General features: G+C 65.7%; 22 protein-coding genes. 4 read left to right on the top strand and 18 right to left on the bottom strand.

Annotation, left to right across the window (positions count from 1 at the left end):
- Nucleotides 1-19 precede the first annotated feature (19 nt).
- Both ACYQ4T_RS06540 and ACYQ4T_RS06535 read left to right on the top strand, forming a co-directional pair.
- A complete protein-coding gene (locus ACYQ4T_RS06540; RefSeq protein ID WP_459851643.1) occupies nucleotides 20-649 on the top strand; it encodes a LysE family translocator in 630 nt (209 codons plus the stop codon).
- Nucleotides 650-651: 2 nt separating this feature from the next.
- Nucleotides 652-1,752, top strand: coding sequence for an FAD-dependent oxidoreductase (locus ACYQ4T_RS06535; RefSeq protein WP_459851640.1), 1,101 nt, complete (start codon nucleotides 652-654; stop codon nucleotides 1,750-1,752).
- A gap of 3 nt (nucleotides 1,753-1,755) precedes the next feature.
- On the opposite strand, the gene ACYQ4T_RS06530 is transcribed toward ACYQ4T_RS06535, so the two are convergent.
- The 6 genes from ACYQ4T_RS06530 to ACYQ4T_RS06505 form a co-directional block, all read right to left on the bottom strand.
- Nucleotides 1,756-2,067 (bottom strand): thiol-disulfide oxidoreductase DCC family protein, encoded by a 312-nt coding sequence (locus ACYQ4T_RS06530; protein WP_459851637.1) that lies wholly within the window; start codon nucleotides 2,065-2,067, stop codon nucleotides 1,756-1,758.
- 62 nt (nucleotides 2,068-2,129) lie between these two features.
- Nucleotides 2,130-2,837, bottom strand: coding sequence for a fumarylacetoacetate hydrolase family protein (locus tag ACYQ4T_RS06525; RefSeq protein WP_459851634.1), 708 nt, complete (start codon nucleotides 2,835-2,837; stop codon nucleotides 2,130-2,132).
- Nucleotides 2,834-3,589 (bottom strand): ABC transporter permease, encoded by a 756-nt coding sequence (locus tag ACYQ4T_RS06520; protein WP_459851632.1) that lies wholly within the window; start codon nucleotides 3,587-3,589, stop codon nucleotides 2,834-2,836. The genes ACYQ4T_RS06525 and ACYQ4T_RS06520 overlap by 4 nt, the downstream gene beginning before the upstream one ends.
- Before the next feature lie 4 nt (nucleotides 3,590-3,593).
- Nucleotides 3,594-4,406 carry an ABC transporter ATP-binding protein gene (locus ACYQ4T_RS06515; RefSeq protein ID WP_459851629.1) on the bottom strand — a complete coding sequence of 271 codons (813 nt, stop codon included), beginning with the start codon at nucleotides 4,404-4,406 and terminating at the stop codon, nucleotides 3,594-3,596.
- Between the two features lie 2 nt (nucleotides 4,407-4,408).
- Nucleotides 4,409-5,230 carry an ABC transporter permease gene (locus ACYQ4T_RS06510; protein ID WP_459851626.1) on the bottom strand — a complete coding sequence of 274 codons (822 nt, stop codon included), beginning with the start codon at nucleotides 5,228-5,230 and terminating at the stop codon, nucleotides 4,409-4,411.
- Nucleotides 5,231-5,248: 18 nt separating this feature from the next.
- Nucleotides 5,249-6,247 carry an ABC transporter substrate-binding protein gene (locus tag ACYQ4T_RS06505; protein WP_459851624.1) on the bottom strand — a complete coding sequence of 333 codons (999 nt, stop codon included), beginning with the start codon at nucleotides 6,245-6,247 and terminating at the stop codon, nucleotides 5,249-5,251.
- A gap of 174 nt (nucleotides 6,248-6,421) precedes the next feature.
- Here ACYQ4T_RS06505 and ACYQ4T_RS06500 point away from each other — a divergent pair, with 174 nt between their 5' ends.
- A complete protein-coding gene (locus ACYQ4T_RS06500; protein WP_459851621.1) occupies nucleotides 6,422-7,138 on the top strand; it encodes a FadR/GntR family transcriptional regulator in 717 nt (238 codons plus the stop codon).
- A gap of 244 nt (nucleotides 7,139-7,382) precedes the next feature.
- Here ACYQ4T_RS06500 and cysS read toward each other — a convergent pair whose 3' ends face one another.
- The 3 genes from cysS to ACYQ4T_RS06485 all read right to left on the bottom strand — a co-directional run bounded on the left by cysS (nucleotide 7,383) and on the right by ACYQ4T_RS06485 (nucleotide 11,986).
- Entirely contained in the window at nucleotides 7,383-8,756 is a 1,374-nt protein-coding gene (gene cysS / locus ACYQ4T_RS06495) for a cysteine--tRNA ligase (RefSeq protein ID WP_459851619.1), read from the bottom strand.
- Nucleotides 8,757-8,959: 203 nt separating this feature from the next.
- The gene (gene gltX / locus ACYQ4T_RS06490; protein WP_459851616.1) at nucleotides 8,960-10,300 is read right to left on the bottom strand and encodes a glutamate--tRNA ligase; all 1,341 of its coding nucleotides are present in this window, start codon (nucleotides 10,298-10,300) and stop codon (nucleotides 8,960-8,962) included.
- An 18-nt stretch (nucleotides 10,301-10,318) separates the two neighbouring features.
- Nucleotides 10,319-11,986, bottom strand: a complete 1,668-nt coding sequence (locus ACYQ4T_RS06485; protein WP_459851614.1) for an NAD+ synthase — start codon at nucleotides 11,984-11,986, stop codon at nucleotides 10,319-10,321.
- 169 nt (nucleotides 11,987-12,155) lie between these two features.
- On the opposite strand from ACYQ4T_RS06485, the gene ACYQ4T_RS06480 reads away from it, so the two are divergent.
- The gene (locus tag ACYQ4T_RS06480) at nucleotides 12,156-12,470 is read left to right on the top strand and encodes a hypothetical protein (RefSeq protein WP_459851612.1); all 315 of its coding nucleotides are present in this window, start codon (nucleotides 12,156-12,158) and stop codon (nucleotides 12,468-12,470) included.
- A gap of 4 nt (nucleotides 12,471-12,474) precedes the next feature.
- On the opposite strand, the gene ACYQ4T_RS06475 is transcribed toward ACYQ4T_RS06480, so the two are convergent.
- The 9 genes from ACYQ4T_RS06475 to ACYQ4T_RS06435 all read right to left on the bottom strand — a co-directional run bounded on the left by ACYQ4T_RS06475 (nucleotide 12,475) and on the right by ACYQ4T_RS06435 (nucleotide 22,810).
- Nucleotides 12,475-12,795 carry an antibiotic biosynthesis monooxygenase family protein gene (locus ACYQ4T_RS06475; protein WP_459851610.1) on the bottom strand — a complete coding sequence of 107 codons (321 nt, stop codon included), beginning with the start codon at nucleotides 12,793-12,795 and terminating at the stop codon, nucleotides 12,475-12,477.
- Complete coding sequence (locus ACYQ4T_RS06470) at nucleotides 12,782-13,954, bottom strand: nicotinate phosphoribosyltransferase (RefSeq protein ID WP_459851608.1); 1,173 nt, start codon at nucleotides 13,952-13,954, stop codon at nucleotides 12,782-12,784. Before ACYQ4T_RS06470 ends, ACYQ4T_RS06475 begins: the two co-directional genes overlap by 14 nt.
- Nucleotides 13,926-15,308: a class II 3-deoxy-7-phosphoheptulonate synthase gene (locus ACYQ4T_RS06465; protein WP_459851605.1), complete on the bottom strand. Its 1,383-nt coding sequence runs from the start codon at nucleotides 15,306-15,308 to the stop codon at nucleotides 13,926-13,928. Before ACYQ4T_RS06465 ends, ACYQ4T_RS06470 begins: the two co-directional genes overlap by 29 nt.
- Before the next feature lie 223 nt (nucleotides 15,309-15,531).
- Nucleotides 15,532-17,121, bottom strand: coding sequence for a sensor domain-containing diguanylate cyclase (locus ACYQ4T_RS06460; protein ID WP_459851602.1), 1,590 nt, complete (start codon nucleotides 17,119-17,121; stop codon nucleotides 15,532-15,534).
- A 172-nt stretch (nucleotides 17,122-17,293) separates the two neighbouring features.
- On the bottom strand, nucleotides 17,294-18,691 hold the full coding sequence (gor, locus tag ACYQ4T_RS06455) for a glutathione-disulfide reductase (protein WP_459851600.1): 1,398 nt from the start codon (nucleotides 18,689-18,691) through the stop codon (nucleotides 17,294-17,296).
- Between the two features lie 39 nt (nucleotides 18,692-18,730).
- Complete coding sequence (locus tag ACYQ4T_RS06450; RefSeq protein ID WP_459851597.1) at nucleotides 18,731-19,795, bottom strand: ABC transporter ATP-binding protein; 1,065 nt, start codon at nucleotides 19,793-19,795, stop codon at nucleotides 18,731-18,733.
- 145 nt (nucleotides 19,796-19,940) lie between these two features.
- On the bottom strand, nucleotides 19,941-21,098 hold the full coding sequence (locus ACYQ4T_RS06445) for an extracellular solute-binding protein (protein ID WP_459851595.1): 1,158 nt from the start codon (nucleotides 21,096-21,098) through the stop codon (nucleotides 19,941-19,943).
- A 45-nt stretch (nucleotides 21,099-21,143) separates the two neighbouring features.
- A complete protein-coding gene (locus tag ACYQ4T_RS06440) occupies nucleotides 21,144-21,950 on the bottom strand; it encodes an ABC transporter permease (RefSeq protein ID WP_459851592.1) in 807 nt (268 codons plus the stop codon).
- Nucleotides 21,947-22,810 carry an ABC transporter permease gene (locus ACYQ4T_RS06435; RefSeq protein WP_459851590.1) on the bottom strand — a complete coding sequence of 288 codons (864 nt, stop codon included), beginning with the start codon at nucleotides 22,808-22,810 and terminating at the stop codon, nucleotides 21,947-21,949. The genes ACYQ4T_RS06440 and ACYQ4T_RS06435 overlap by 4 nt, the downstream gene beginning before the upstream one ends.
- Nucleotides 22,811-22,825 lie beyond the last annotated feature (15 nt).

The following is a 22,825-nucleotide window of genomic DNA, read 5'->3' as shown; positions in this document are numbered from 1 at the left end:
CTCCCAAGATAAGCGCCAAATGCCTGATTTCGCGAACCTTCTGCCCTTCCTGGCCGCCGCCCTGGCGCTCAACCTGACGCCCGGCGCCGACATGACTTACGTGATCGCCCGCTCGGCGACCCAGGGCCGGTCGGCCGGCATCGCCGCCAGCTTCGGGGTGGCCGCGGGCTCCTTCGCCCACAGCCTGCTGGCCGCCTTCGGTGTGGCGGCGCTGGTCGCCCAGTCCGAGGCCGCCTTCGTCGCGATCAAGATCGGCGGGGCGCTCTATCTCCTCTACCTCGCCTGGAAGGCGATCCGCGCCAGTGCCAAGGCCGTGGCCCTGAAGAATCTGCCGCCGGTGAGCACCGGCCGGGTCTTCGCCGAGGGCGCGCTCACCAACTTGCTCAATCCGAAGGTCGCGCTGTTCATCCTCGCCTTCCTGCCGCAATTCGTCGATCCCGCGCGCGGCTCGGTGGCGGTCCAAATCCTGGTGCTCGGCCTCATCTTCAACATCGGCGGCACCACGGTGAACTGCATCGTCGCGGTCTCGGCGGGTGCCGCCGCCTCGATGCTGCGCGGCTCCGAACGCTTCGCACGCTGGCTCAACCGCTTCACCGCCCTGGTCTTCGTCGGCCTGGCCTTGCGCCTGGCCTTCGCCGAGCGGCGCTGATCTTGCAGGTTGTCGTCATCGGTGCCGGCGCCGCCGGCATGGTCGCGGCGCTCCGGCTCTCCGAAAAAGGCTGCAACGTCACCCTGATCGAGCAAGGCGAGATCCCGCACCCGCGCGCCGCCTCCTTCGACCAGCACCGCATCATCCGCCACATGTATCCCGGGTCGGATGCCTATGCCCGGCTGGTGGACCATGCCTTCGCGGCCTGGGACCGGCTGTGGGAGCGCTTGGGCCGCAAGCATCTCGCCGAGACCGGCGTGCTCGCGGTCTCCAACGATCCCGGCGACTGGAGCGACCGCGGCCGCGCAGGGCTCGACCGGCTCGGCATTCCCTATCATCTCTGGGATGTGGCCGAGCTCCGCCGGCGCCTGCCGCAGTTCCAGTTTCCCGACCGCGCCACCGGCATCTTCACCGATCGCGGCGGCGCTCTGTTCCCCGACCGCATCGCCACCGATCTGGCGCTCGCGCTCCGGCAGAGCGGCGTCAGCCTGGTGCCGCGCGAGAAAGTGGTCAGGGTCGACCCCGCGGTCGGCCGCGTCGAGACCGAGAGCGGCGCCGTCTTCCTCGGCGACCGCGTGATCTTCTCCGGCGGTGCCTGGGCCTCGAAGCTCTTTCCCGACTTCGCCGCGTCGCTCGTGACCTATCGCCAGGCCGTGCTCTACGTCGCGCCGCCCGCCAAATGGACGGCGGCCTGGGCCGAGACGCCGGTCATCGTCGATCTCGGCGGCGAGAGCGGCTGCTACATCCTGCCGCCGGTCGAGGGCAGCGACATGAAGATCTGCGGGCCCGACCACCGCCGCCGCGGCGATCCCGACCGCGACGTCGCGCTCGACGAGAATGAGGATCAGGCGATCCGCGCCTTCTTCCGCTATTCGCTCCCCGATGTCGCGGATTACCGCAGGCTCTACATGAAGACCTGCTTCTACACGAACGCCCCCGACGACCGCTTCCAGCTGCAGCGCCGCGAGCGCCTGATCCTGTTCAGCGGCTGCTCCGGCCACGGCTACAAGTTCGCCGCGCTGAACGGCGAGAAGCTGGCGCAAGTTGTGCTCGGCGAAGCGGATCTGGAAGCGACCGCGAAGCTGCTCGGTGGCTACGACTAGGGCTCAGGCCGCCTGCTCGCCGAACCAATGCGGGCGGCGTCGGGCGGTCCAGTTGATCAGGCGATAAACCAGGCGCCGCAACGGGGCGAAGTCCTGTGCGAGCAGGACGATACCGAGCGGCGCCATCCATAGCCCGAGGACCGGAAGAAACCACGCGAAGGCGGCGAGCACGAACAGGATGCCCAGCGGCACCCGCAGCCAGAACCGCTGGGGATCGCGCAGCCAATGGACGAAGCCCATCATGCGCGGCGGCAGTTTCGCGATCAGCCGCTCGAGCCGCCGTTCCGCGCGGTCCTGGTCTTCACGCTTGAGCATCGACCGCTCCGACTCACCTCTCACCCTCGCGGTGATCAATACGCCGGAACGGCTTCGGGTTCCTACCCGACCGTGATCCGCAGCTCGCCGATGCCCTCGACCGCGCCCACGAGCTTGTCGCCCTTCTTGACCGGGCCGACGCCGGCTGGGGTGCCGGAATAGATGAGGTCGCCGGCCTTCAGCTCGAACAGGCCGGAGAGATAGGCGATCATCTCCGGCACTTTCCAGATCAGCTGGTTGAGATCGCCCTGCTGCTTCAACGCGCCGTTGACCTTGAGCGTGACGGCGCCCCTCGCCGGATGGCCGATCTCGGAGGCCGCCACCAGCTCGGAGCAGGGTGCGGCGGCCTCGAAGGCCTTGCCGACTTCCCAGGGCCGCCCCGCCTTCTTCGCCTCGCCTTGCAGGTCGCGGCGGGTCATGTCGAGCCCGACCGCATAGCCGAAGACATGGTCGAGCGCCTTGTCCACCGGGATGTCCTTGCCGCCGGATTTCAGCGCCACCACCATCTCCAGCTCGTGGTGCACGTCCTTCGAGGCATCCGGATAGGGAAACACGCCGTCATTCATCACCAGGGTGTCCGGGTTTTTCTGGAAGAAGAACGGCGCCTCGCGGTTCGGATCATGGCCCATCTCGATCGCATGCTCGGCATAGTTCCGGCCGACGCAATAGATCCGGTGCACGGGAAACAGCTTGTCGCTGCCCTTGATCGGCAGCGCCGGCACCGGAGACGGCGCGAAGACATAGCGCGCGTCGGTCGTCTGAATATTCATTGTCTCACTCCCGCGTAAAATTCGATGCGTTTCTCAAGCACGCCGATCAGCTCGGCGACGATCAGGGCGAAGGCGAACAGGACCAGGGTCAGCGCCCAGAACTCCTCCATCAGGAAGTTGCGCGAATAGAGCTCGAACAGCTCGCCATAGCCGATGATAGAGACCAGCAGCTGGCCGATCACGACGCCCTTAACGCCCCGGATGAAACCCAGCCGGATTCCCGCCAGGATCTCGGGCAAGGCCGCCCAGAAGATGATCTTGGAATAGAGCGCCGGCGGCTTCGCGCCGAAGCTGCGGCTCATCTCGATCAGCGAGGGCGCGACGCTCTTCACGCCGGCCTGGGTGTCGAGCACAATGATCCAGACCGCGAACAGGAAGACGCTGACCACGATCGTGGTCTCGCCCATGCCGAACAGGATCATCAGCACCGGCACCAGGGCCGAGAGCGGCGCGCTGACGAAGACATTGACCCACATGCCGAGCAGGTTCTCGGCCGCCTTCACCCGTCCCATCAGGATGCCGAGTGCCACGCCGACCAGGATCGCCAGCACCATGCCGATGCTGAAGGCGCGCAAGGTGGTCCAGGTCGCCGTCCAGAACTTCGGCGAATAGACCAGCTCGCCGAGGCTCATCACCACGCCGCTGAACGGCGGGAACAGCAGCACGGCCTCGGTGCGGCCGACGATCTCCCAGACCGCGATCCAGAGCAGCAGCGAAGACATCATCGGCAGGCGGTAGCCGAACAGGTTCATGGCATCAATCCACGAACTGCCGCAGGCCCTGCCAGATCTCCTCGACCGTATCGAGATAGGCGCGGTCGCGGCGGATCTCGTCGGGCGTGCCGGAACGGTCGATCCTGGGCGCGATCACCTGCTCGATGCGTCCGGGTCGGCGCGACAGCAGCACGATGCGGTCGGAGAGATAGACCGCCTCCTCGATGCTGTGGGTGACGAAGATGAAGGTCTTCTTCTCGACCTCGCGCAGCCGCAGCAGGTCCTCCTGGAACTTGCGTCGGGTTTGCTCGTCCACTGCGGAGAAGGGCTCGTCCAGCAGCAGCACGTCGGCCTCGACCGCCAGCGCCCGCGCCAGGCCGACTCGCTGGCGCATGCCGCCGGAAAGCTCGTGCGGATATTTCTCCTCGAAGCCCGAAAGTCCGACCTCGGCGATATGCGTGCGCGCAATCTCGTTGCGCTGCTTCAACGGCACGCCACGGAGCTCGAGGCCGAAGGCGACATTGCGCAGCACCGTCGCCCAGGGCATCAGCGCGAAATCCTGGAACACGAAGGCGCGCTCCGGTCCGGGGCCGGTGACCTTCTCGCCCTTGACCAGGATCTCGCCCGCGGTCGGCGCCAGAAGGCCGGCGATGATCTTCAGGAGCGTGGTCTTGCCGCAGCCGCTGGGGCCGAGCAGCGTGGTCAACGCACCCGACGGAAAGTCGAGATCGATGTCTTTGAGCGCATGCACGCCGCCGGGATAGACCTTGTTGATGCCGCGGACCGCGATGATGCCGGGGGCCTGGGCATCCTGGGCCGCGGGGTGGATCGAGACGACGCGTTTGGCGGCAACCATTTCTATGCCCTGCTCTTTTCCGGCCGGAACATGGTCCGTTCGGCCCATTGCAACAGACTGAGGGTGGCGGCGGAGAAGATGATGATCGAGGCGATCACGGCATACATCTCGGCGTAGTTCGCCACCGCGCGGTGATAGGTGATGAGGTCGCCGATCCCGGTCGGGGTGATCAGCAGCTCGGCGAGAATGATGCCGATGAAGCCGGCGGAGATGCCGAGCCGCAATCCGGCGAAGATCACCGGGCTGGCGTCCGGCAGGATGATCTTCACGATCTGCTGCATCCGGCTGCCGAGGAAGGAGCGGCACATCGCGACCAGCGACGGGTTGACGTTGGCGACCGCCTTGTAGGAGTTCAGCACGATCACCGGCAGCGCCAGCAGGCAGACCGAGATCACCTTCGCGGTCATGCCGATGCCGTAGATGAAGGTGACCATCGGGATCAAGGCGGCGACCGGTGCGGCCTGCAACACGATGAAGACGGGCGCCGCCGCCCATTCGACGCTCTTCCTGAGGCCCATGGCGACGCCGGCCGAGACGCCGATCACCGCCGAGAGGACTACGCCGATCACCAGCGGCTGCAGCGTGAGGAAATAGGCCTTGAAGATCGATCCGTCGACGACCATGCGGCCGAAGACGAGCACGGTATCGGAAAAGGTCGGAAAGGCGAGATTGATCGGCACCCGCCCCGCCGCTTCCCAGGCGCCGCAGAACAAAGCGATGGACGCCAGCCGCCACCACAACAGCTGGCGGCGGCTGCGCCGCTTTTCACCGGGCTCCGCGGCAATCTGCGCGGCGACGATGTCTTCGACCCTGACGTCCATCATTGCTCTTCCGCTGTCGGCTTACTGGCCGACCTTGGCCGAGGCCTTCTTCAGCGGCTCGAAGGTCCAGAAGTCCTCGACCTTGAGGCCGGATGGATCGCCTTCGATCTGGCCAGCGAGGCTGTAGAAGGCGAAGTCGTCCTTCACCGCCGCCTCGCTGCCGCCGTCTGCCGGGAAGGCCTTGTTCGCCACCGACTCCTCATAATACGGCACGACCTCGCCCTCGAGATCCGCCGGCAGGTCGGGCAGCAGATTATACTTCTTCCGCAGATCGGCGACGACCGCGGGATTGGCGTTGATCTCGCGCCAGGTCTTCAGCAATTCCTCGACCAGGATCTCCACCGCCGGCGCCTGCGCCTTCAGGAACTCGGTGTTGGCATAGAGCGCCTCATCGGTGGCGTTGACGCCTTCCATCGGCAGCACCGCAAATTTTCCCGGTGCCTTGGAGTCCAGCAGCTTCTTGTTGGTGGAATCGACGATCGAGGCCTTGACGTTGCCCTGGAGCAGGGCGCCGGCGCGCACTTCCGAGCCCGGCACGTAGGAGATGTTGCTGTAGGTGATGCCGTTCTTCTGCGCCATCAGCTTCATGATGGCCTCGGTGCCGGAGCCGCGGGCATGCACGGCGATCTCCTGGCCGTCGAGATCCTTCCAGCTCTTGTAGAACTCGGTGTTGACCACCGGGAAGAAGCGCAGGTTGCTCATCTGGTAGAACAGCCGGATCGGCGCCTTCACCTTCTGAATGAGCGCGTAAGGCGTGCCGACGCCGATATCGGACTGGCCGCCGACCACCGCCTGCGAGGCGACGTCCTCCGACTTCAGGAAGGTTACCTCGACATCGACGCCGCGCTCCTTGGCGCGCTCGATGGCGATCAGGAAGTTCAGCGTCTCCACCGTGGCGATGTCGCCGAAGGCGATCCGGATCTTGCCCTCCGCAGATGCGGGTGCCGCCGCTGCGCCGAAGGCGAGCGACGCCGCGACCAAGGCCGCGCCGAGCACCCGGGTGATATCCCTGATTTGCATCTTCTCCTCCTCCCACTTGCCGTTGCTGCGATGAGCCTTGTGGCTCTGGCTTGGTGTCGACCATTCTTATATTGGTTTCCAAATGGCGCAAGCGTGCATCGCAGATAGACTTGAATTTCCTGGGATATTCGTGGATATTTCGACAACCAATTACTCGATTGGTTGAGGATGGAGATGATCGGATCCGACGAAGCGCTGGCGCGGCTGCGCGCCTATCTCGCCAATATCGAGCTCCCCGTGGACAGCCGCCTGCCGGCCGAGCGCGAGCTGGCGCAGGCCCTCGGCGTCGGCCGCGCCGACTTGCGCAAGGCGCTGGCGGTGCTCGAGGCCGAGAACCAGATCTGGCGCCATGTCGGCAAGGGCACTTTCATCGGCAGCCGGCCGATCGACAGCCATGCCGACGTTGCCGCGATCACCAAGCGCACCAACCCCGCGGAGGCGATGCGCACACGGCTGCTGCTGGAGCCGGAGGTCGCGCGCATGGCGGCCCTCAACGCCACCTCGGAGCATGTCGCCGAGATGCGGCTCTGCCTGCAGAAATGCCGCGCCGCGCAGACCTGGCGGCAATACGAAGCCTGGGACAACCGCCTGCACCGCGTGATCGCGGAGTCCACACAGAACGCCCTGCTCCTCGCTTTGCTCGACACCCTGAACGCCGTGCGTCGCGCGCTGGTCTGGGGCCGGCTCCGGGTCAACAAGGTGAAGCCGGCGCCGGATCACCACTCCTTCGCCGAGCACGAGGCGATCGTCAGCGCGATCGCCGACCGCGATCTCGACCGCGCCGCCGCGGCGATGCGCCGCCACCTCGAAAGCGTGGAGCGCAACCTGCTGCGTCCGCCGGCCGCGACGCCCGGCGAAGGCCTGGAGCACGGCGTGCCGGCCGACGCCTAGCGCAGCAGCCGGATGGCCCGCCCAGTCTTTACCCCCGACCCGACCTCGGCGCCGCATAGTGGGCCAACGCCCTGGAAATTCTAGAAAAACGTCTTCAGCCGGGCCGGCTATGCCTCATTTCGTACATGCACTGTCCATGCAAGCGCGCGGGCGAGGCTTTGGCCGATGACGATGCCAAGAGACAATAGTACTCCTTTTGTTCCATGGGCGCAAATGGAGTCTCGGCCGCAGAAAACCGCCGGGGCTATGCCCGCTTCCAGGTCGTGCCCGCCGGCCCGTCCTCGAGGATGATGCCGGCATCGCCGAGCTGCTTGCGGATCCGATCCGCCCCGGCGAAGTCCTTGGCTTTGCGCGCCGCTTTTCGCGCCTCGATCAAGCGTTCGATCTCCGCCGCGTCCAGCCCGCCACCGCTGGCCTGGAACCAGGCCGCCGGATCCTGCTGCAGCAGGCCGAGCAAGACGCCGGCACCCAGCAAGGCGGATTTCATGGCCTTCTTCTCTTCCGGTCTCTCAGCCTTGTTCAGTTTCGAGGCGAGATCGTGCATCTCGGAGATGGCGAGCGGCGTGTTGAGATCGTCCGCCAAAGCCGCGAGGATGTGGTCGTTCGCTTGCGGCGTCGCATCGACCTCGGCGCGTTGCAGCGCCGTGTAGAGACGGTCCAGCGCCGTCTTCGCCTCCTTGAGGCCGTCGCGGGTGATGTCGATCGGCTGGCGGTAATGTGCCGACAGCAGCGCGAAGCGGATTGCCTCGCCGCGATGACCCTCCTCCAGCAGCTCATGCACGGTGAAGTAGTTGCCGAGGGACTTCGACATCTTGGTGCCGTTCACCTGCACGAAGCCGTTGTGCAGCCAGTAGCGTGCCATGACCTGGGTGCCATGGGCGCAGCGGCTCTGCGCGATCTCGTTCTCATGATGCGGGAAGATGAGGTCGAGCCCGCCGCCGTGGATGTCGAAGACTTCGCCGAGGATCTCGCCCGACATCGCCGAGCATTCGATATGCCAGCCCGGCCGGCCGCGGCCCCAGGGCGAATCCCAGCCCGGCTGGTCGGCACTGCTCGGCTTCCACAGCACGAAATCCGCCGGGTGCTTCTTGTAGGGCGCGACTTCCACCCGCGCGCCGGCGATCAGGTCATCGAGGCTGCGCTTGGAGAGCCTGCCGTATTCCTCCATCGACGGCACGTTGAAGAGAACGTGGCCCTCCGCCGCATAGGCGTGGCCTTTTTTCTCCAGCGTCGCGATCATCGCGATCATCTGGCCGACATACTCGGTCGCGCGCGGCTCCTGGTCCGGCGGCAGGGCGCCGAGCGCACGCATGTCGTCGTGGTACCACTGGGTGGTGCGCTTGGTGACCTGCTCGATGGTCTCGCCGTTCTGCTTCGCGGCTTCCATGATCTTGTCCTCGATGTCCGTGATGTTGCGGACATAGGTGACGTGATCCTGGCCGTAGGTGTGCCGCAGCAGCCGTGCCAGCACGTCGAACACCACCACGGGGCGCGCATTGCCGATATGCGCATAGTCGTAGACCGTCGGGCCACAGACATACATGCGGACGTTCTTCGGGTCGATCGGCTCGAAGACCTGCTTCTCGCGGGTCAGGGTGTTGTGGAGGTGGATGGTCATAAGAGGTTCCGTTGCTAGTGTTGCCGTGGGTGCTCAGTTGCAGCCACAACAACAACTCGTCATCCCGGCGACCCGCGGACGAATGTCCGCATTCGCGGACGGGGGCGCCGGGATCCACGCCTTGGGTACCGCAGGATAGAAAGGCGTGGATCCCCGGACCAAGTCCGGGGATGACGGCGGAGAATAATGCAGCATTGAGACCATCACGCCCGCTCCCCCCGTAGCCGCCTGAGCGCGCGGTCGCGGCCGATCAGGGGCAGCAATACCTTCAGCTCCGGGCCGTGATCCAAGCCCGTGAGCGCCAGGCGCAGCGGCATGAAAAGCTCCTTACCCTTCTTGCCGGTGCTCTTCTGCACGGTCTGGGTCCAGGTCTTCCAGGTTTCGGCGTCCCAGGGCTCGCTGGGAAGCAGCTCGGCGGCTTTCGACGCGAAGCCGCTATCCGCCACCACCGGCGCAATCTCCGAGCGGCAGATCTGCTGCCAGAGCGCGATGTCGGCGATCTTTTCCAGGTTTCCCTTCGCCGCATCCCAGAGCGCCGGATCGACCCCACCGAAGTTGAGCGCGGCCAGCTGCGGCTTGACCTCGTCGAAGCTCATGGCGTGCAGCAGGCGGGCGTTGAGGTGCCTCAGCTCCTCGGGATCGAAGCGCGGCGAAGTCTTGCCGAACTTCGAGAGATCGTGCTCAGTCACCAGCGCGTCGAGCGCGCGAACCGGCTCCACCGCATGCCCGGTGCCGATCCGCGCCAGATAGGCGTTGATCGCCATCGGCTCCAGGCCGTCCTCGCGCATCTGCATGATCGAGAGCGAGCCGAGGCGCTTCGACAGCCCCTCCCCGCCGGCATCGACCAGCAAGGGCAGATGCGCGAAGGTCGGCACCGCGGCGCCCAGCGCCTCGTAGATCTGGATCTGGGTCGCGGTGTTGGTGACATGGTCGTTGCCGCGGATCACGTGGCTGACCTTCAGCTCCACGTCATCCACCACCGAAGGCAAGGTGTAGAGGAAGGTGCCGTCCTCGCGGATCAGGATCGGGTCGGACTGGCTGCTCTCGTCGATATGCTGGGCGCCGCGCACCAGGTCGTTCCAGGTGACGTTGCGGGATTCCAGCTTGAAACGCCAATGCGGGCGTCGACCGTCTGCTTCCAGCTTCGCGCGGTCGGCATCGGTGAGGTTCAATGCGGCTCGGTCATAAACCGGCGGCTTGCCCTGAGAGAGCTGGACCTTGCGGCGCAGCGCCAGTTCCTCCGCCGTCTCGTAGCAGGGATAGAGGCGGCCGGCGGCCTTCAGCTTGGTAGCCGCCGCCTCGTAGGTGTCGATGCGGTCGGACTGGCGTGCGAACTCATCCCATTTGAGGCCGAGCCATTTGAGGTCGTCCTCGATGATCGCGGCGAAGGCGAGCGTCGAGCGCTCGCGGTCGGTGTCGTCGAGCCGCAGCAGGAACTGGCCGCCCGCCTTCTTCGCGAACAGCCAGTTGTTCAGCGCGACGTAGATGTTTCCGACATGGAGCCGCCCGGTCGGGCTTGGAGCGAAGCGTACACGGATCGACATAGGGCCATCACCGATCCATCACTGTTTCGGTGCTTTGAAGCCGTTGGTGATCGGGTAGCGCCGATCGCGGCCAAAGGCCCGGCTGGTGATCTTCACCCCCGGCGGCGCTTGGCGCCGCTTGTACTCGGCGAGGTCCAGCATGCGCCAGACCCTGAGCACGGTCGCGCGTTCGAAGCCCTTGGCCACGATCTCGTCGACGGTCATCTCGTGCTCGATCAGGCATTCCAGGATGCCGTCCAGGATATCGTAGGGCGGCAGCGAGTCCTGGTCTGTCTGGTTCGGCCTGAGCTCGGCGGTCGGCGCCTTGGTGATGACGCGTTCCGGCATCACGGCGCCGCTCGGGCCGAGCGCGTTCGCCGGCTTCTGCGCGTTCCGCCAGTCGCAGAGCTTGTAGACCATGGTCTTGTAGATGTCCTTCAGGACCGAGTAGCCGCCGCACATGTCGCCGTAGAGTGTCGCATACCCGACCGACATCTCCGACTTGTTGCCGGTGGTGAGCAGCATGGATCCCAGCTTGTTGGAGATCGCCATCAAGGTGACGCCGCGGATGCGGCTCTGGATATTCTCCTCGGTCACGTCGTGACCGCGGCCGGCGAAGACGTCGCGAGTCATGGTGTCGAAGGCATGCATCGCCGGCTCGATCGGAATCGTGTCGTGCACAATGCCCAGGAGGTCGGCGCATTTCTGCGCGTCTTCGATGCTGTCGTCGCTGGTATAGGGCGACGGCAGCATGAAGGCGCGCACCCGATCGGCGCCCAGGGCATCGACCGCCACCGCCGCTGAGATCGCGGAATCAATGCCGCCGGAGAGGCCGAGCAGGATGCCGGGGAAGCGGTTCTTGTTCACATAGTCGCGCAGGCCCAGCATCATCGCCTGGTAGACGCTTTCGATAACCGAGGGCTGCGGCGCCATCAGGCCCGCCTCGCAGACCCAGCCGTTATTGCCCTTGCGCTTCCAGACCGTCAGCGTCTGCGATTCCGCGAAAGCCGGCATCTGCACGGGGACCTGCTGGTCGCCGTTCATCACGAAGCTGGCGCCGTCGAACACGACCTCGTCCTGGCCGCCGACCTGGTTCAGATAGACGATCGGGCGGCCGTTCTCCTCGATCCGGCGCTTCACCAGATTGGTGCGGACGTCGAGCTTGTCATGCTCATAGGGGCTGCCATTCGGCACCAGCAGGATGTCGCTGCCGGATTCCGCCAGGCATTCGACCACCTCCGAGCCCCAGATGTCCTCGCAGATGGGCAGGCCCAGCCGCACGTCCCGGAAATTGATCGGGCTCTGGTTGCCGCCGGCCGAGAAGACGCGCTTCTCGTCGAAGACGCCGTAGTTCGGGAGATCGGCCTTGAACCGGGTCGCCGCGACCTTGCCCCCGTCCAGCAGCGCGACCGCGTTGTAGAGCTTGCCCTCGTCGACCCAGGGCAGGCCGAGCAGCACCGCCGGCCCACCATCGGCGGTCTCGACCGCCAACTGCTCGGCGGCGGCACGGCAGGCCTGCTGGAAGGCGGGTTTGAGCACCAGGTCCTCCGGCGGGTAGCCGCAGAGGAAGAGCTCGCTCAGCATCACGAGGTCGGCCCGGTCCGCGGCGGCCTGTTTACGGGCCTTGCGAACCAGATCGGCATTGCCCGCGACGTCACCGACGGTCGGGTTGAACTGGGCCAGGGAAATGCGCAGCGTGTCGGTCATTTTTGCCAGGATTCGAGTGTGACCAGCGACCTTACCGGCCGGAACCGGGGGTTTCAATGCGGCCAACCGGCAGATCAGCCATGATTAACGGGTATTTGGCACGGGAATTGATACTTGTCCGGCCTGGATGCGCGGTGAGACAATTCATTTGGGGCGGTTTCGGAGGAAGATGGTGACGGGTATTTTGAAGTCTGCGGGCCTCGCTGCCCTGTTCTGCACCGGCCTCGCCGGCCCCGCTTTCGCCCAGAACTATGCCGACGAGCTGGTGCCGACGCCGGTGATCGAGCCGGCCGGCAACCGCTATATCCTCATGGTCCTGGACCAGCCGGACCGCGACCTGGTCCATGGCCGCACCAAGGTCAACATGCTGGTCGATACCAAGACCGGCAAGACCTGGCTGCTGGAATACTCGCGCAAGCCCAACAGCAACGAGATGGGCTATGTCTGGAGCGAGGTCCCGTTCGCGACCGCGCCGGCCGAGTGACGCCTCACCGCGTCGACCAGAACTTTTCCATGATCTCGGAATGCGTGACGGTCTTGTCGTAGTCGATCAGCTTCGCCGCGACGTTGGGATCGACCACGGCGGCGTGGAGGTCGCGGCCGGTGAAACGGCGGATCACGTCCATGGAGACCCAGCGAGTCAGCACGGTGTATTCGATCGCACCCTCCACCTCGCGGCGCATCAGCATGGCGCCGAGGAAGCCGGGGATGGCGTCCAGCTCCGGCAGCACCTTGTCCTTGAAATGCCGGGGATAGGCGTCGGGATCCCGGGGATCGGCGCGGCAGCTCCAGACCCTAGCGATCGCCATCGGACTTCCGGAACAGGAACTCGCGGCCGATCTTCACGCGTTTCACGCCGTCATATTCGATGATGTCGGCGGTGGCGTAGGTCTCGGTCCAGCGCGACGGCAGGAAGGAGCCGGTGCCGATCACGTCCATCGGCGCCAGCGACTCCGCCATCACCTTGCATTTTGCCGGATCGAAGCCCGAGGAAGCGACGATCTTCACCCGCTGGAAGCCTTCGCGGTTCAAGGCATCGCGCATGTGCCACATGGCGGAAGCCGAGACGCCGGCGCCGACCAGGTGGCGCAGCTCCTGCTCGGAGCGATAGCCGCGCAGCACGCGCGGCACGTGCCGCTCCAGCACCGCGTAGGACGCGGTCGGATCCAGGCCTTCGACGAAGCGACTGCCCGGGGTGTCGAGGCGGACCGAGAGCTTGCCCTCGGCGGCGAGCGTGGGGAAGCGGCGCGCCACGGTGAGGGAGTCCGTCACCTCGCGGCCGAAGTAGTCGACCAGCACGGTCATCGGCTGGTCGGGGAAGGTCTCGTGGAACATCTCGGCGGCGCGCAGGGTCGAGCCGGCATAGCCGATCAGCGCATGCGGCATGGTGCCGAGCGCGTGTTCCTGGCCGAAGTAATGCGCGGTCGCCTCGGTGGCGTTGCCGATGAAGCCCTTGGCGCCGACCTTGCGCTTCGCCCGCGCCGAGCCGACCGAGGCGGCATAGGCCATGATCTCCGCCATCTCCAGGCCGGCGCAGTGGCGCGCGTCCATCGCCAGGAAGGCGACGGCAGGGAGATCGGCGCACATGGTGAAGGCGTTGAAGGCGGCGACGCAGGCCGGCCCCAGCTTCATCAGCAGGATGGTCTCGAGGTCCGAGAGATGCACCAGCGAGCCGGTGATGTACATGATCGGCTCGCCGGCACCGACCCACTTCCCTTCCGGGTAGATGAGATCGACCTTGAACTCGGTATTGCGCTCCTTGGCGATCGACTGCAGCCAGTCAAAGGCCAGGCGCGGCGCCGAGACCACCGGTCGGCGCATGAAGACGGCATAGGTGACGGTGGAATCGCCGAAGCGCGCCACCGTCGCCTTGGTCTTCAGGAAGTAGTGATCCGTCCAGTCGGCAATAGAATTTTCCGAAGGTCCGGCGGCCGGTCCTTTAGGAGGCTGCGGCGATCCGCTGTCCATGGCCAACACGCTCCGCTTTCAACTGCTCGGCAATCAGGAAGGCCAGCTCGAGGGCCTGGGTGGCATTGAGACGCGGGTCGCAATGGGTGTGGTAGCGATCGGCCAGGGCCTCCTCGGTGACCGCCTTGGCGCCGCCGATGCATTCGGTGACGTCCTGGCCGGTCATCTCGAAATGGACGCCGCCGCCATAGGAGCCTTCCGCGCGATGCACCGCGAAGAAGGTCTTCACCTCGGTGAGGATGCGGTCGAACGGCCGGGTCTTGTAGCCGGTCGAGGACTTGATGGTGTTGCCGTGCATCGGGTCGCAGGACCAGACCACCTTGGCGCCCGAGCGCTGCACCGCGCGGACCAGCGGCGGCAGCTTGGCCTCGACCTTGTCATGGCCCATGCGGGCGATGAGGGTGAGACGGCCGGGCACGTTCTGCGGGTTCAGGATCTCGATCAGGCGCACGAGCTCATCCGGATCCGAGGTCGGGCCGCATTTGAGGCCGATCGGATTCTGAATGCCGCGCATGTATTCGACATGGGCGGAGTCAAGCTGCCGCGTGCGGTCGCCGATCCAGAGCATATGCGCCGAGCAGCCGTACCACTTGCCGGTGAGGCTGTCGGTGCGCGTCAGCGCCTGCTCGTAATGCAGCAGCAGCGCCTCGTGGCTGGTGAAGAACTCGGTCTCGCGGATCTGCGGCGCGTTTTCCGAGGTCATGCCGCAGGCGGCCATGAAATCGAGCGTCTCGCTCAAGCGGTCCGCCATCTCCTTGTAGCGATGGCCGAGCGGGCTGTCGGCGACGAAGTCCAGGTTCCAGCGATGCACCTTGTGCAGGTCCGCGAAACCGCCCTGCGCGAAGGCGCGCAGCAGGTTGAGCGTGGCTGCAGACTGGTTGTAGCTCTGCACCAGGCGTTCCGGATCCGGCGTGCGCGCTTCCTTGGTGAAGTCGATGCCGTTGATGATGTCGCCGCGGTAGCTCGGCAGCTCGACGCCGTCGATCACTTCGGTCGCGGCCGAGCGCGGCTTGGCGAACTGGCCGGCCATGCGGCCGACCTTCACGACGGGCAGCGCCGCACCGAAGGTGAGCACCACCGCCATCTGCAGCAGGACGCGGAAAGTGTCGCGGATGTTGTTGGCGGAGAACTCGGCGAAGCTCTCGGCGCAGTCGCCGCCCTGCAGCAGGAAGGCCTTGCCCTCCGCAACCTGGCCCAAGGCTTCCGTCAGGCGCCGCGCCTCGCCGGCGAAGACCAGCGGCGGGTAACCCCGGAGCTTGTCCTCGACCGCATGCAGCTTCGCCTGATCCGGGTATTCCGGCATCTGGCTGATCGGCTTCGTCCGCCAGCTATCCGGCGCCCATTTCGCCGCCATCTCTCTACCCCTGCTCGCTTCGACCTGTGGTCCGGCACCAACCATTGGCACGGAAACCATTGGGTTGTGGATATACGACGGTTAGCCCCGAAGGCGCAAATGCAGCAGGCGCTTGGGTGCTTCGCGGTTAACGGCAGGCGCTCCCCGGACGGAAGGAGGCGGTCCAAATGTAACCATTTGAAATATAAATATATTTTTCCGCCTTCGGCGGGATCGAGGCGCGTTATCCGGCGGAGGTGTCCAGCTCGCGGCTGCCGGAAGAGATCACCCGGTTCCGGCCGCCGGCCTTGGCGGCGTAGAGCCGCCGGTCGGCGAGTTGGAGCAGCGCCTGCGGCCCGGCCGCTTCGACGCTGGCAGCCAGGCCGATGCTGGCGGTGACGGCGAGGCCCGCAGCGACGCCCTCCCAGCCCCAGCCGGCGATGGCCTGGCGCAGCCGGCTGCACACGTCATGGCCGGGCGCGGTCGAAGCGCCCTTCAGCAGGAGGGCAAACTCCTCGCCGCCGTAACGCACGGCGAGGTCGTCGCCGCGGATCGCGGAGAGGATCAGGCCGCCGACCTCGCGCAGCACCTGGTCGCCGACCATGTGCGAGAAGCTGTCGTTGATCTTCTTGAAGTGGTCGATGTCGATCATTGCAATCGCATAGGGATGGCCGGCGGCATGGAGCTCGGCAAGCGTCGCCTCCAGGCGGCGGCGGTTGTAGAGCCCGGTCAGCGGATCTTGGTCGGCCAGCGAGCGGAGCTTGTCGCTCTCGTAGCGGATCTCGGCGAGGCGCGCGCGGCGCTGGGCATTCTCGGCGCTCATCTTCACATAGGCGGCGTGGAAGCGCTGATGGAATTGCAGCGCCTGGCGGTAGTCGCCCTTTCGCGCATAGGCCTCCGACAGATACTCGGTCGCATGGACGATGGTGTCTATGTTGCCGGTGACTTCGGCGATCTCGATCGATCGCGTCAGCTGCTCGATGGCCTGGTCCACCTGGCCGAGGTTGATGAGGGTCTGGCCGAGTGTATAGAGATACTGCTCCTCGCCGCGGTGATAGTTGCCGCCGACGACGGCAGCATAGGCATCGAGCCGGCGCTTTGATTCCTCGAACCAGCCGGTCTCGGTGCAGTATTCGGCGAGATTGCCGAGACAAAGCCGGAGCGCCCAGGGATCGCCGGCGGATTGCGACAGCGCACGGGCCTCTTCGGTCTCCTTGATCGCAGCTTCCATTGCGGCTTCGAAGGTCGGCTCGTCGCCCATCTCGCGGGCGGCATAGCCGAGCTCGGCCTGGGCGCCGCCGAGGTTGATCAGCCACCAGGCGAGCAGCACGGGATCGCCGATCTTGCGCGCGAGCGCGACCGCGCGGGTGCAGAACTCGACAGCACGCTCCGGCTGGCGACAGACCCAGAAGACGATGCCCATGACGTTCAGGGCCCAGCAGAGCACGGTCTGGTCGCCGCAGGTTTCGGCGAGGCCCAGCGCCCGGATCGCTTCCTCGACCGCCTCCTCCGGACAGCCGAGCTCGGTCAGTAGCCAGGCATGCAGCGCGCGGGCCTTGGCCTCCCAGGCGGATTCGGTGAGGCCCTGCGCAAGCTGGGCGGCACGGCGGGCGTGCTGCCGCCCCTGCTCCGCCTCACCGACCTGGAAGCAGTACCAGGCGATGTCGATCGAGGCGCGCGCCTCGAGGCGGATGTCGCGCTTGGCTTTGGCGTCGTCCCAGACCTCGAGGGCCTGCGCCAAGGCGTCAAGCGACTGGCCGGTGCAGCCGAGCCGCCAGGCCGCCTGCAGCTTCTCCTCCGCCGTTTTCCAATGGACCGCGACGCTTGCCGCCATGCCCCTTCGCTCCACGAGGCCAGATTGCCGTCGATTTCGACGCGCAACGGTGAGCCAGGGTAAGGGAGAGATGGTGGAGATTGTCCTAACGCAGGCGGTCGAAATTCAGGAAATCTTACCCTTGATATCGCATCTGCCCTGAGGACGGGGGCTGGCGAAGGCGTCGCCAGGCTCATTCCCCCGCCGCCTGCATGTCCTCCAGGCCGGGCTCGACCGGTTCCGGCTCCGGGGTGCGCATGGTGACGAATTCCTCGGCGGCGGTGGGATGCAGCGCGACCGTCTGGTCGAACTGGGCCTTGGTGGCGCCCATCTTCACGGCGATGGCGATCGACTGGATGATCTCCGCAGCGTCGGCGCCGACCATGTGGACGCCGAGCACCACCTGAGTGCCGCGATCGACCACCAGCTTCATGAAAACGCGCTCGGTCGAGCCGGAGAGCGTCGCTTTCAACGGCCGGAAGCTGGTCTTGTAAATGTCGAGGCGGCGGCCTTCGCTGCGCGCCGCCGCTTCGCTCATGCCGACGGTCGCGACCTGCGGCTGACAGAAGACCGCGTGGGCCACGTTGCTGTGGTCCATCGCCCAGGGCTTGCCGCCGAAGACGGTGTCGACAAAGGCCATGGCCTCCTTGATCGCAACCGGCGTCAAAGCGAGGCGATCGGTGCAGTCGCCGATCGCATAGATGTTGTCGATCGAGGTCCGGGAATGGCCGTCGACCCGGATGACGCCCTTCTTGTCCACGTCGATGCCGACGGCCGCGAGGCCGAGCCCCTCGGTGTTCGGCACGCGGCCGGTGGCATAGAGCACCTGATCGACCTCCAGGCTCTCGCCGCCCTTGAGCTTCAGGCGCAGATGCGTCCCGGCCTGCTCGATCGCCTCGACATCGCTGTTGGTGCGGAGTTCGACGCCCTTCTTCCTGATCTCCTCGGTGACGAAGGCGCGGACGTCATCGTCGAAGCCGCGCAGGATCGGCGCCCCGCGATAGAGGAGATGAGTCTTGGCGCCGAGCCCGTTGAAGATCCCGGCAAACTCGGCGGCAATATAGCCGCCGCCCACCACCGCGACCCGCTTCGGCAGATGCGGCAAGTGGAAGGCCTCGTTCGAGGTGATGGAATGCTCGATGCCCGGAACCTGCGGCCGCTCCGGCTTGCCGCCGGTGGCGAGCAGGATGGTCTTGGCCCTGACCTGTCGGCCGTCCAGCTCGATCGTGTGCCGATCGACCAGGCGGGCATGGGCCTCGATCACCTCGACCTTCGCCTTGGTCAAGAGATCGACATAGATCTGCGAGAGCCGCGCGATCTCCTTGTCCTTGTTCTCGATCAGCTTCGGCCAGCTGAACTGCGCCTCCGGGATGGTCCAGCCGAAGCCGGCCGCATCCGCGATCTCGTCATGGACGTGGGATGCGTAGACCAGCAGCTTCTTCGGCACGCAGCCGCGGATGACGCAGGTGCCGCCCCAGCGGTATTCCTCGGCGATCCCGACCTTGGCACCGTAGCCCGAGGCCATGCGCGCCGCCCGGACGCCGCCCGAGCCGCCGCCGATCACAAAAAGATCATAGTCGTAGAGCGCCATGGCCCACTCCTCGCCACACTCCGGGGAATGTAGGCGCGGCTAGAGGATCCGGCAATGCTCCGGGTCGATCCCGACCCCGACCGTCTCGCCGAGGCCGCGGACCTTCTCATGCAGCGAGGAAAGCGCCCGCAGGCGCTGGCCGCCCTGGAGTTCGACCTCGTAACGCGCGAGGGCGCCGAGGTAATCGACATCGACAATCTTGCCGGCCAGCGCGCCGATCTGCGGCGAACCCAGCACCACCTTCTCGGCGCGGACCACGACCTTGACCGTATCGCCGGCATGGACTTGGCGGGTCGCACCGCCGCCGACGTGCAACGTGGAGCCATCGGCGAGGCGGGCCTGGATCGCCCCACCCTCACCGCCGGCCACGGTCGCGGTCAGGAAATTGGCGTTGCCGAGGAAGTTGGCGACGAACTCGCTCTGCGGCTGCTCGTAGACCTCGGCGGGCGCGCCCATCTGCTCGATCTTGCCCTTGTTCATCACCACCACGACGTCGGACATGGCCAGCGCCTCGCCCTGGTCGTGGGTCACGAAGACCGTGGCGACGCCGACCCGGCGCTGGATGTTCTTCAGCTCGACCCGCATTTCCTCGCGCAGGTTGGCGTCGAGCGCCGAGAGCGGCTCGTCGAGCAGCAGCACGTCGGGCTCGATCACCAGCGCACGGGCCAGCGCGATGCGCTGCTGCTGGCCGCCGGACAGCTGGCTCGGGAAACGCTCCTCGACGCCGGGCAGCCGCACGATGTCGAGCGCCTGCTTGACCCGCCTTTCGATCTCGTCCCGGGCGACGCCGCGGTACTTCAAGCCGAAGGCGACGTTGGCGAAGATCGATTTGTGCGGGAAGAGCGCATAATTCTGGAACACGATGCCGAGGTTGCGCTTGTGGATCGCGACCTCGTTCATCCGCCGGCCGTTGATCCGGACCTCGCCGGCATCCGGCGTCTCCAGTCCCGCGATCATGCGCAAGGTCGTGGTCTTGCCGCAGCCCGAGGGCCCGAGCAGGGTCACGAAGGCGCCCTTCGGCACGTCGAGATCGATGTCATCGACGGCGACGACGGCATTGCCGAAGCGGCGGGTGACGTTGCTGAGTTCGACGGCGTTGGTCATCAGTTCACTGCTTCACAGAGTTATTGCGTGGCACCCCCTCCCCGCCCCTCCCCCAAAGATGGGGGAGGGAGAAGAAGAGTCCTCCCCCGCCTACGGGGGAGGGTTGGGAGGGGGTGCCACAGACTGGTTGCACGAAGCGGCGGACTTACGCGCCCTTCTTCACCCGCTCCCACTCCTTCTTGTAGGCGTCCTGGTTGTCGTACCAGTACTTCGCCTTCTCCCAGACATAGCCCTCGAACTTGCCGGTGTCGTCATAGGCCGGCAGCTTCTTGATCTTGTCGGTCATCGGCACCTTGGTGGGATCGAGCGACGAGGGATAGTTCTGGCCCTCGGCGATGGCGATCGACACCTTCGGCTCGATGCAGAAGTTCAGGAGCTGCTCGGCGGCCTCCATCGGGCTGCCTTTCAGCACATAGAGGCCTTCCAGCCAGGCGAAGCCGACATCGGCGAGGAAGCCGATGTCATGGCCGTCCTGCTGCAAGGCCGCGACGCGGCCCGACCAGCCGTCGGAGAGGATGATCTCCTCCTTGGCCATCAGGTCGATGAACTCCTGGCCGGAGTTCCAGTATTTCAGGACGAGTTCGCGCTGCTTCCTGAGATCGTCCCAGATCGCGTTGATGTCGGTCGCGGCCTGCGGGTCCTGGCCGAGATGCAGGCTCGACATCCAGACCCGGGTCTGGAAGCTGTCGTAGAGCGCCATCTTGCCCTTGTACTTCTCGTCGAACTGCAGCTTGACGCCCTGCGCCTTCGCCTCCGCGTCGGAGATGTACTTGCGGTTATAGGCAAGGCCGGTCACGCCGTAGTCGAACGGCACGGCGTAGAGCTTGCCCTCGGATTCCGAACGGAAGGCCTCGAGCGTCGCCGGCAGGACCAGGTTGAGATTCGGGATGTTCGCCTCGTTGATCGCCTCGCCGAAGCCGGCCTTGCAGAAGCGCGCATAGTCGTAGACGCCGCTGACCAGGAAGATGTTGTAGTCGCCCGGCTGGGCCGCCTTCACCAGGGAGAGGAACTCCTCGGTATCGCCGAACTCGCCCTCGACCACCTTGATGCCGGTCTTCTCGGTGAACGGAGGGAAGGCGTAGTTGTGGAAGGCTTCCGAGACGATGCCGCCCCAGCCGTCGAAGCGGATGCTCTCGACCGCGGCGAGCGCGCTGCGGCTGAAGCCCGCGACCGGCAGGCCGACCACGCCGACCGCGGCCGCCATGCCGCCGATGATCTTCAGCAGCGTGCGGCGATCGACGTCGCCGCTCTCATAGGCATCCAGCAGGCGCTGGTATTTCTTGCTGTCTCCGAGATCCATCATTCCCTCCATTGACCGCGGCTCGGCACCATGCCGTCCGCTCCTTCTTTATCGAACTCTGCTCAATCTGCGGATCATGAAGCCGCCGACCAGCGGCAAAGCGATGGTGATGACGATCATCACCGCGCCGAGCGCATTGATTTCCGGGCTGATCGAAGTTCGCAGCATGGCGAAGATCTTGGTCGGCACCGTCTCGATGCCCGGCTTCTTCCAGAACAGGGTCGCGGTGATGTTGTCGAAGGACAGGGTCGCCGCGAACAGGAAGCCGCCGATCACCGCGGGCGCGATCAGCGGCAGGGTGATCGCGGTGAAGGTCTGGATGCGGTTGGCGCCGAGGCTCAGGGCCGCCTCCTCATAATGCTGGCGCAGGCCGACCAGCCGGGCCTGCACCACCAGGACCACGTAAGGCAGCGAGAGCACGGTGTGGCCGACCAGCAGGACCAGGAAGCTGCGCGGCATGCTGAGGAACTTCAGGAACATCAGCAGGGCGACGCCGAGCACCACTTCCGGCATCAGCAGCGGCAGGCTGAGGATATTGTTGATCACCGCCTTGCCGCGGAAGCTGTAGCGGATCAGCGCCAGGGCCGCCATGACACCGATCAAGGTCGCCAGCAGCGACGAGGTCACGGCGAGGACCAGCGAGGTCTTGAAGGCATCGACGATCGACTGGTTCTCGGAGAGCTTCACGAACCATTGCAGGCTGAAGCCTTCCATCGGGAAGGAGCCGCTGCGGGACGAGTTGAAGGCCAGCAGGATGACGACGACGATCGGCGCGAACATGAAGGTGTAGACGCAGAAGGTCACCAGGCGGAGCGCGTTCCAGCCCAGGCCCTGCCGCTCGCTCACCCCGCTCATTTCGCGAAGCTCCGGTAGATGTCGGAGAGGCTCATGAAGCGGTTGTAGACGGCGACCACGATGGCAAGCGAGATCAGCAGGATCAGCGAGAGCACCGATCCAGTCGGCCAGTCGAGCTGCCCGATCACCACGTCGTAGATCTGCTCCGAATAGAACAGGGTATCGGTGCCGCCCAGCAGCCGCGGCGTCACGAAGCTGCCGGCGGCCAGCACGAAGCAGAGCAGGCTGCCTGCGCCCAGGCCAGGCAGCGACAGCGGCAGGGTCACCTCGCGGAAGGTCTGCCAGGCCGTGCAGCCGAGCGTGCGCGCGGCGGATTCGAGGTTCCGATCGATGCCGTCGAGACTGACATAGACGTTGATGATCATGTAGGGCAGCAGGAAATAGGCGAGCCCCATGATCACCGAGAAATCGTTGTAGAGCAGCTTCATCGGCTCATCGATAACGCCGGTCGCCATCAGCACCGAGTTCACGAAGCCGTTCTTCCCCAGCACGTTGATCCAGGCGAAGGTGCGGATGATGTAGGAGATCCAGAACGGCAGGAACAGCAAGAACAGCAGCAGCGCCTTGTTGTTGAAGCGGCAGCGGGCCAGGAAATACGCCGCGGGATATCCGACCAGAATGCAGATCAGCGTGGTCACCGCCGAGGTGATGAAGGTCTCGCGCAGGGCCAGCCAGTAGAAGGAATCCGTGAGCACGGATTGCCAGTTGCCGAACTGGAAGGCCGGGATGTCCTGGCCGTTATCGGCCCTGAGCCAGAAGGAATAGGCGAAGATGAAGACGATCGGCGCGATCAGGAACAGGGCGAGCGAAAGCAGCGCCGGCGACAGCAGCAGATAAGGCCGATGTTCCGCCTTGACCAAAACGCCCGATGCTCC

This window comes from Dongia sp. agr-C8 (genome assembly GCF_054658695.1).
Note: the sequence above shows the minus strand (reverse complement) of the source record. Positions and strands in the feature narration are given on the sequence as shown.

What these genes read in the sequence shown, in the direction of transcription:
- ACYQ4T_RS06540 (WP_459851643.1), top strand. Translation starts at nt 20, where the DNA reads ATGCCTGATTTCGCGAACCTTCTGCCCTTCCTGGCCGCCGCCCTGGCG.
- ACYQ4T_RS06530 (WP_459851637.1), bottom strand. Translation starts at nt 2,067, where the DNA reads ATGCTCAAGCGTGAAGACCAGGACCGCGCGGAACGGCGGCTCGAGCGG.
- ACYQ4T_RS06525 (WP_459851634.1), bottom strand. Translation starts at nt 2,837, where the DNA reads ATGAATATTCAGACGACCGACGCGCGCTATGTCTTCGCGCCGTCTCCG.
- ACYQ4T_RS06520 (WP_459851632.1), bottom strand. Translation starts at nt 3,589, where the DNA reads ATGAACCTGTTCGGCTACCGCCTGCCGATGATGTCTTCGCTGCTGCTC.
- ACYQ4T_RS06515 (WP_459851629.1), bottom strand. Translation starts at nt 4,406, where the DNA reads ATGGTTGCCGCCAAACGCGTCGTCTCGATCCACCCCGCGGCCCAGGAT.
- ACYQ4T_RS06510 (WP_459851626.1), bottom strand. Translation starts at nt 5,230, where the DNA reads ATGATGGACGTCAGGGTCGAAGACATCGTCGCCGCGCAGATTGCCGCG.
- ACYQ4T_RS06505 (WP_459851624.1), bottom strand. Translation starts at nt 6,247, where the DNA reads ATGCAAATCAGGGATATCACCCGGGTGCTCGGCGCGGCCTTGGTCGCG.
- ACYQ4T_RS06500 (WP_459851621.1), top strand. Translation starts at nt 6,422, where the DNA reads ATGATCGGATCCGACGAAGCGCTGGCGCGGCTGCGCGCCTATCTCGCC.
- cysS (WP_459851619.1), bottom strand. Translation starts at nt 8,756, where the DNA reads ATGACCATCCACCTCCACAACACCCTGACCCGCGAGAAGCAGGTCTTC.
- gltX (WP_459851616.1), bottom strand. Translation starts at nt 10,300, where the DNA reads ATGTCGATCCGTGTACGCTTCGCTCCAAGCCCGACCGGGCGGCTCCAT.
- ACYQ4T_RS06485 (WP_459851614.1), bottom strand. Translation starts at nt 11,986, where the DNA reads ATGACCGACACGCTGCGCATTTCCCTGGCCCAGTTCAACCCGACCGTC.
- ACYQ4T_RS06480 (WP_459851612.1), top strand. Translation starts at nt 12,156, where the DNA reads ATGGTGACGGGTATTTTGAAGTCTGCGGGCCTCGCTGCCCTGTTCTGC.
- ACYQ4T_RS06475 (WP_459851610.1), bottom strand. Translation starts at nt 12,795, where the DNA reads ATGGCGATCGCTAGGGTCTGGAGCTGCCGCGCCGATCCCCGGGATCCC.
- ACYQ4T_RS06470 (WP_459851608.1), bottom strand. Translation starts at nt 13,954, where the DNA reads ATGGACAGCGGATCGCCGCAGCCTCCTAAAGGACCGGCCGCCGGACCT.
- ACYQ4T_RS06465 (WP_459851605.1), bottom strand. Translation starts at nt 15,308, where the DNA reads ATGGCGGCGAAATGGGCGCCGGATAGCTGGCGGACGAAGCCGATCAGC.
- ACYQ4T_RS06460 (WP_459851602.1), bottom strand. Translation starts at nt 17,121, where the DNA reads ATGGCGGCAAGCGTCGCGGTCCATTGGAAAACGGCGGAGGAGAAGCTG.
- gor (WP_459851600.1), bottom strand. Translation starts at nt 18,691, where the DNA reads ATGGCGCTCTACGACTATGATCTTTTTGTGATCGGCGGCGGCTCGGGC.
- ACYQ4T_RS06450 (WP_459851597.1), bottom strand. Translation starts at nt 19,795, where the DNA reads ATGACCAACGCCGTCGAACTCAGCAACGTCACCCGCCGCTTCGGCAAT.
- ACYQ4T_RS06445 (WP_459851595.1), bottom strand. Translation starts at nt 21,098, where the DNA reads ATGATGGATCTCGGAGACAGCAAGAAATACCAGCGCCTGCTGGATGCC.
- ACYQ4T_RS06440 (WP_459851592.1), bottom strand. Translation starts at nt 21,950, where the DNA reads ATGAGCGGGGTGAGCGAGCGGCAGGGCCTGGGCTGGAACGCGCTCCGC.